At 33.4% G+C, this 7376-nt stretch carries 8 protein-coding genes; all 8 read left to right on the plus strand.

Annotated features, from left to right (window positions below):
• The first annotated feature begins 205 nt into the window (after positions 1 to 205).
• A complete protein-coding gene (locus tag HRU49_RS13420; protein WP_296358015.1) occupies positions 206 to 838 on the plus strand; it encodes a 4'-phosphopantetheinyl transferase family protein in 633 nt (210 codons plus the stop codon).
• Positions 831 to 1556, plus strand: coding sequence for a geranylgeranylglyceryl/heptaprenylglyceryl phosphate synthase (locus tag HRU49_RS13425; RefSeq protein WP_296358017.1), 726 nt, complete (start codon positions 831 to 833; stop codon positions 1554 to 1556). Before HRU49_RS13420 ends, HRU49_RS13425 begins: the two co-directional genes overlap by 8 nt.
• A 1-nt stretch (position 1557) precedes the next feature.
• Positions 1558 to 1818, plus strand: coding sequence for a thiamine-binding protein (locus tag HRU49_RS13430; protein WP_296358021.1), 261 nt, complete (start codon positions 1558 to 1560; stop codon positions 1816 to 1818).
• Positions 1802 to 2434 (plus strand): nicotinamide riboside transporter PnuC, encoded by a 633-nt coding sequence (gene pnuC, locus HRU49_RS13435; protein WP_296358023.1) that lies wholly within the window; start codon positions 1802 to 1804, stop codon positions 2432 to 2434. Before HRU49_RS13430 ends, pnuC begins: the two co-directional genes overlap by 17 nt.
• A complete protein-coding gene (locus tag HRU49_RS13440; RefSeq protein WP_296358025.1) occupies positions 2395 to 2964 on the plus strand; it encodes an ATP-binding protein in 570 nt (189 codons plus the stop codon). Before pnuC ends, HRU49_RS13440 begins: the two co-directional genes overlap by 40 nt.
• The gene (locus HRU49_RS13445) at positions 2961 to 4517 is read left to right on the plus strand and encodes a DUF4301 family protein (protein ID WP_296358028.1); all 1557 of its coding nucleotides are present in this window, start codon (positions 2961 to 2963) and stop codon (positions 4515 to 4517) included. The genes HRU49_RS13440 and HRU49_RS13445 overlap by 4 nt, the downstream gene beginning before the upstream one ends.
• Before the next feature lie 2 nt (positions 4518 to 4519).
• Entirely contained in the window at positions 4520 to 4924 is a 405-nt protein-coding gene (arfB, locus tag HRU49_RS13450; protein ID WP_296358030.1) for an alternative ribosome rescue aminoacyl-tRNA hydrolase ArfB, read from the plus strand.
• A gap of 230 nt (positions 4925 to 5154) precedes the next feature.
• Positions 5155 to 7374, plus strand: a complete 2220-nt coding sequence (locus tag HRU49_RS13455; protein WP_296358032.1) for a TonB-dependent receptor — start codon at positions 5155 to 5157, stop codon at positions 7372 to 7374.
• The last annotated feature ends 2 nt before the right edge of the window (positions 7375 to 7376 follow it).

Below are 7376 nucleotides of genomic sequence, written 5' to 3' on the forward strand. Positions count from 1 at the left end.
CTTTCGTCCCCAAGCCGCTAGCGACATATCCTTTACTTTATAAGGAACATAAGTCGTTGTTTTTGTACTCATAATTATTTATTGTCTGATTTTTAATATTAATCTCACCTTTGGCTTTATGGCTTAAATAACTAAATTCGCTTCAACAAATTACCACATTAGCTTAAGGCGATGCAAAGGTAATCATTAGCTTTCAGAATATTAAATGCCACTGTATAAATCCATTAGTGTAAACTCACAAACTACTGTTAAAATCTGGAAAATTGAAGAGTCCTATGACGATCTAATGCTACCGCTAGATTTAAAGCCAGAAAGTTTAGAGCGTGTTTCCAATATGAAAAGTGAGTTACATCAACGTGGGTTTTTAAGTGTTAGACATCTCTTAGGAGCTTTTGGTTATTCCGATCAAGATTTATTCTACGATGCCAATGGGAAACCACATTTAAAAGATGATAAATACATATCAATTACACATTCCTTTACCTTTTCTGGGGTTATTGTAAGTGATAATCCTGTTGGGATAGATATTGAAATGCAACGGGGAAAAATTGCGAAAATCGCTAAAAAGTTTGTGTATTACGAGTTCGATTATTTGGATAAAGATACTGATGATTATGTTCGAAAGCTTACCGTGATTTGGGGCATTAAAGAATCGCTATATAAACTATTTGCAACTCCAGGTATGCTATTTAAAGAGCATTTTTTAGTTATTCCCTTTAATATGTTAGATTCAGAGACTGTAGCATGGATTGATTATAACTCTAAAAAGTACAGATACCATACCGCTTTTCTAGAATTTGAAGGATTCACTTGTGCATACGTTGTTCCCAATGACTAATATTTATCGAGATATATTAACATCAATTTTTAACTCAAAGAGATTACTGGCAGTTTTAATTGATCCTGATAAGATGCCAATTGAAAATGTATCTGGCTTTATTTTAAAAGTCAACGACTCAAGAGCTACACATATTTTTGTTGGAGGTAGTGAAGTCGATGAAGGAAAAACAGAGCGGCTTATCGTTGAGATAAAAAAGTATGCACAGTTACCTATAATTTTGTTTCCTGGTGATCACATTCAAATTTCAGATAAAGCAGATGCATTACTGTTTTTGTCATTAATTTCAGGTAGAAATCCAGAATATTTAATTGGTAAGCAAGTAGAAGCTATTTCTAAATTAAGAGAAGCGGATTTAGAAATTGTTCCTACAGGATATATCCTACTAGAAAATGGTAGGCAAACTTCTGTAGAGCGGGTCAGTAAGACGAAACCTATAGAACGTAATAATATTGATCTGATCATGGATACTGCTAAGGCAGGAGAATTACTCGGTATGAAGTTGATATATTTGGAAGCAGGAAGCGGTGCAACCCATCCCATTGAGCCCTCAATAATAGAGCGTGTCAGGACTCAACTTAATATTCCATTAATTGTTGGCGGGGGAATGCGATCAACTCAAGCTATAGAGGAAGCTTACCAAGCAGGTGCCAGTATGGTAGTTGTAGGAACTGCGTTTGAAGAAGACGAAAGTTTTTTTAATGATTTAAAAAAGTAATATGAAGATATCTGTAGAACTCACTTTAATGCCACTTTATACAAAATTTGAAGATCCTATTATTGACTTTATTAAAGCACTTAGGAATTCTAAATTTAAAGTAATCGAGAATCCCTTAAGTACCCAAATATATGGTGAATATCATGAGCTTATGCCATTTTTGAATAATGCAATTAAGACCAGTTTTGAAACACTTGAAAATGTTGTCTTAAATATGAAAATCGTAAAAACCGATCGAAGCGATTATGAACCAAATTTTTGATTTCTTTTTAGACGCTTATACCAATACTCCAACAAATCAGATTGTGTTGGAGGCTATTGCATTTGTATTTGGAATTGCAAGTGTTTGGTATGCCAAAAAGGAAAACATTCTAGTATATCCAACCGGAATTATATGTACAGTTATTACCGTGTATCTCTTGTATATAAATGCTTATTTAGGAGATATGATGATGAATTTCTATTATTCAATTATGAGTATTTATGGCTGGTGGAATTGGTCGCGGAAGAAAAATGATAAATTTATAGTTCCAATTTCAAGAACGAGCTCGAGAGAAAAAGGAATAGGGTTTCTGTTATTTATCTTAACAATGGTAGTCACTTTCTTGGTTTATAGAGGTTTTGATTATACCATTGAACTTCCTAATTATATTGATATCGCAACTTCTGGAATCTTTTTTACTGCCATGTGGTATATGGCAAATAAGAAATTGGAAAATTGGACACTATGGATTATTGGAGATATAATCACAATTCCTTTATATGCCTATAGAGGATTAGGGATGTTGTCCTTACAATACCTTATATTTACGATATTGGCAATTCAAGGTTATTTAGCATGGAAGAAAAGCTTAAACAACAAGCTTCAAACTGTATAAAAGTTGTTTTATTTGGACCAGAATCTACTGGAAAAACAACCTTGTCAAGACAATTGGCAAGACACTACAGTTCGGTTTGGGTTCCAGAATATGCCAGAGATTATCTACAGGATAAATGGAATAATGAGCGAAAGACGTGTGAGCCAAAAGACTTGTTACCTATTGCTGTAGGGCAAATGCAATTAGAGAATCATTTAGCCCAGAAAACAGATACAGTGTTGATTTGCGATACGGATTTACTTGAGACTAAAGTGTACAGTGAAGCTTATTATTCTGGTACTTGCGACCCGATTTTGGAGAGATATGCAGTAAATAATTCTTACGACGTTTATTTTTTAACCTATATTGATACTCCTTGGGAGGCAGATGATTTAAGAGATAAACCCAATGAAAGAGAGCGCATGTTTAAAGCTTTTGAATCGGCTTTGATAAAGCATAATAAAAAGTATGTGCTACTCAAGGGAGACAAGAAAGAACGATTAGAAACAGCTATTAATTACATTGACGACTTATTACAACATAAGACATGAATTTTACAGAGAAGGATATAAAACAAATAGAAGCTAAGGGGTTAACTATTGCAGACGTAGAATCTCAGATAGAATTATTTAAAACGGGAATTCCAAACACCAATATTTCGAACGCTGCAACAATTAATAATGGTCTTATTAAATTAGATAGTGATTTGGTAGGGGAGTATGTGAATCATTTTGAGTCTAATAAGAATAATATCCAACTTCTTAAGTTTGTGCCTGCATCTGGAGCTGCTACTCGAATGTTTAAGTTTTTATTTAAGTTTTTAGATGACTACAATCCTAATAAAGAGTCGTTAAATGCTTTTATAAATAAAAATAATTTTAGGGACCTAGCATTGTTTCTGGTAGGTCTAGAAAAATTTCCTTTTTATAATCAGATAGTAGAAAAGTTAAAAACTGAAGGGACTGATTTTGATTCTTTATCACCTGAAGCTAAAGCATCAAAGTTCGTCATGACCATGCTAAATGAGAACCAGCTTAATTTTGGGAACTCCCCTAAAGGATTATTACCATTTCATAAGTATAAGAGTAATCATATCTCCACAGCTTTTGAAGAGCATTTGTACGAAGCTGCCATTTATGCATCTGTAAATGGCAAAGCGTATTTACACTTTACTATTTCAGAGCGCTTTAAGGATAAATTTAGTGAGGAATTCAAACGTATAGAAGAGTACGTAGAGGAAAATACTGGAGTGTCTTTTGATATTTCTTTTTCTTATCAGCAAGAATCAACAGATACTATTGCAGTAACTCCAGATGATGAACCATTTCGAGAACCCGACGGGAAATTACTTTTTAGACCATCTGGTCATGGGGCCTTAATTAAAAATCTAAATGCTTTAGATGCAGATGTTATTTTTATAAAAAACATTGATAATGTTGTTGTTAAACAGTATAAAGAGGAGATGGCCAAATATAAAATGGTTTTGGCTGGCATCTTATTAAAACTCCAAAACAGGTGTTTTGACTATATGAAGGTTTTACATGAAGATAATATATCCGAAAATGCATTTAAAGACATAGAAGTATTTCTAGAGAATGCGTTGTCTGTAAAAATATCTAGAGAGTATTTTAAATACATGGATAAGTACAAAATTGAATATTTAAGGGAAAAACTGAACAGGCCAATTCGTGTTTGTGGCATGGTAAAAAATGAAGGGGAACCTGGAGGAGGTCCTTTTTGGGTGAGAGATCTGTATGGCAACCAATCACTTCAAATTGTAGAGTCAGCACAAATTAACCTAAGTAATAAGGGGCAAAAAGATATCTTTAGTAATTCTACCCATTTTAATCCTGTTGATTTGGTTTGTGGTGTGAAAAACTATAAAGGAGAAAAGTATAATCTCGAAGATTTTATAGACTATGATACAGCTTTTATTACGATGAAAACAAAATCAGGTAAAGACCTTAAAGCATTAGAATTACCTGGGCTTTGGAATGGAAGTATGGCAAATTGGATTACTATTTTTGTTGAGGTTCCAATCATTACTTTTAATCCTGTTAAAACTGTAAACGATTTACTTAAGGTTCCACATCAAATTAAATAATTGTGGATATTGAAGCTCTTAAATCTGAATTAGCTTATAAAGCTGTTCGCAGCTCAGGAAGTGGTGGACAGCATGTGAATAAGGTAGCTTCTAAAGTAGTTTTGTATTTCAATATTGAAACTTCAGTTGTTTTTAATGAAGACCAAAAAATTCGCCTTAAAATTTTCTTTAGTAATCGATTGTCTAAACGAGGTATGCTTATTTTAAGTTCAGGAGAAAGTCGCAGTCAATTTAGAAATAAGGCTTTGGTAACCCAACGATTTTTAAGTTTAATAGAAGAAGGATTAAAAGAAGAAGTAGAACGAAAATCAACCAAAGTACCCTTTGCTGTGAAAAAAAAGCGTTTAGAAAACAAACGCAAAAACTCCGAAATAAAAGCAAATCGTAGAAAGCCAAAAGTTGACTAAAAGAATTCCAAGTATTCATTTGTCATAATTTAATTGTAACGTATCTTTGCGCCGTTCTCAAAAAGGGGTGCCAATACGTGGCTGAGATCATACCCATTGAACCTGGGCAGGTAATGCTGCTAAGGAAACGAGCAATAGAATGTATGTAGTACATTTTAAGGGAGTGCTCATTTAATCTTAATTAACCAAGAATAATTACCTCTTTTTATTCGATTATTAGTTATAGTCGTATGAAAAATTTATTCAACAATCTCTTTAAAACAAATAGGCAGAGATTGGTACTTTTCATTTTTTTAGGAAGTCTTTTTTCGGCGCAAGGTCAAGAAAAGCAACAAGATTCAGTTAAAGTAGAAAAACTTGACGAAGTACTTGTAAAATCGGTGCGTGTTAAAGAAAAAGCACCTATCACGCATTCTAATGTTACTAAAAAAGAAATTGCTAAACGTAATCTAGGACAAGACATTCCAATCTTGTTAAATTTCCTGCCATCAGTTGTTACTACCACAGATGCAGGTGCAGGAGTTGGTTACACAGGAATACGTGTTAGAGGTGTAAGTCCGCAATCCACTAATATTACAATTAATGGAATTCCTTACAATGACGCCGAGTCTTTAGGTACGTTTTGGGTAAACCTAGGAGATTTCGCATCCTCTGTTGAAAGTTTACAATTACAACGAGGAGTCGGAACATCAACAAATGGTTCAGGAGCTTTTGGAGCGAGTATTAATGTTTTAACAGATGCAGTTTCTAAGGATGCGTCTGGAGAAATATCAAACTCCTTTGGAAGCTTTAATACTAGAAAACATACCGTTAAGTTTAGCACTGGGTTATTAAACGATCATTTTGAAATTGCAGGACGTCTTTCTAATATTTCTTCAGATGGTTATATAGATAGAGCTTCCGCAGATTTAAAGTCTTACTTTATTCAAGGATCTTACGTCGATGCAAATACTTTAGTTAAAGCTATAGTGTTTGGTGGTAACGAGATAACCTATCAAGCATGGTATGGGATTGATGCCCAAACTTTAGAAGATAATAGAACCTTTAATTTTGCTGGGATTTATACAGATGATGACGGTAATACGCGTTTTTATGATAATGAAGTGGATAATTACAGTCAAGACCATTATCAATTGCATTGGAATCAGAGATACAATAACAACTGGTCTACAACGGTTGGATTAAATTACACCTACGGTCGAGGTTATTTTGAACAGTTTAGAGAAGATGATGATTTTGAAACATATAACCTTATTCCATTTGTAGATGTTAACAATAATCTTATTAATACTACAGATTTAATTCGTCGACGTTGGTTAGATAATGATTTCTATGTGATAAATGCAAGTGCAAATTATAAGAATGATGACTTAGATATGATTTTTGGTGGATCATTCAGCCATTATGATGGTGATCATTTTGGAGAAATCATATGGGCAGAATTTGCAAGTCAAAGTGATATTAGAGATCGATACTATGATGGGAATAGTTTAAAAAATGATTTATCTGTTTTTTCGAAAGCAAATTATCAACTTAACGAAAAAGTAAGTTTATATGGCGATTTACAAGTGCGAAATGTTACTTATAAAACTTTTGGAAACACTTCTGATTTGGTAGATTTTGAAGTAGATAAAGCATTTACTTTTTTTAACCCTAAAGCTGGTATCACTTATGATCTCAATACTTATAATAGCTTTTATTTCTCTTATGCTAGGGCAAACAGAGAGCCCAATAGAACTGATTTTGAAAGTAACAATTCTATTGAGCCAGAGCAGCTTAATGATTTTGAGTTAGGGTGGAGGCACAAAAAAGGCAACTTTACCTTTAACGCCAATGCTTATTACATGCTATATAATCAGCAACTAGTACTGTCTGGTAGATTAGATGATGTTGGAAATCCAATTAGAACTAACAGCGGGGAAAGTTATCGTTTAGGTCTTGAACTGGAAGCTATAATTCCAGTTTCACCAAAGCTGACCTTACAACCTAATATGACCTTGAGTACTAATCAGAACAAGGAAACCATAATTTCATTAAATGGTGAGTTGGTTGATTTAGGTAAAACAGATATTTCGTTTTCGCCAGAGATAGTTGCAGCAAATGCAATTGTTTTTCAGCCATTAAAGAACTTACAGATGTCATTGTTAAGTAAGTTTGTTGGCGAACAATTTATGGGCAATACTGAAAATCCAGAATCCAAGTTAGATAGCTTTTTTGTGAATGATTTAAATGTTACCTACACCATTGAAACCGATTCTTTTTTCAAATCGATAGTTTTTACTGGTTTAGTAAATAATATATTTAATGAAAAGTATGTGTCCAATGGTTACTTTGGATCATTCGATTTTGATGATCCAGATAGTCCAACAGGAATCTCTACTGGATTTTTCTCAGGATTCTATCCACAAGCCACCACTAATTTTCTAGCAGGTATAACGTTAAACTTTTAGTT

Origin of the sequence: Winogradskyella sp., from assembly GCF_013213975.1 — a bacterium.
Classification (GTDB): domain Bacteria; phylum Bacteroidota; class Bacteroidia; order Flavobacteriales; family Flavobacteriaceae; genus Winogradskyella.

Coding starts and splice junctions, on each gene's coding strand:
- HRU49_RS13425 (WP_296358017.1), top strand. CDS start 831: ATGACTAATATTTATCGAGATATATTAACATCAATTTTTAACTCAAAG.
- HRU49_RS13445 (WP_296358028.1), top strand. CDS start 2,961: ATGAATTTTACAGAGAAGGATATAAAACAAATAGAAGCTAAGGGGTTA.
- HRU49_RS13455 (WP_296358032.1), top strand. CDS start 5,155: ATGAAAAATTTATTCAACAATCTCTTTAAAACAAATAGGCAGAGATTG.
- pnuC (WP_296358023.1), top strand. CDS start 1,802: ATGAACCAAATTTTTGATTTCTTTTTAGACGCTTATACCAATACTCCA.
- HRU49_RS13420 (WP_296358015.1), top strand. CDS start 206: ATGCCACTGTATAAATCCATTAGTGTAAACTCACAAACTACTGTTAAA.
- HRU49_RS13440 (WP_296358025.1), top strand. CDS start 2,395: ATGGAAGAAAAGCTTAAACAACAAGCTTCAAACTGTATAAAAGTTGTT.
- HRU49_RS13430 (WP_296358021.1), top strand. CDS start 1,558: ATGAAGATATCTGTAGAACTCACTTTAATGCCACTTTATACAAAATTT.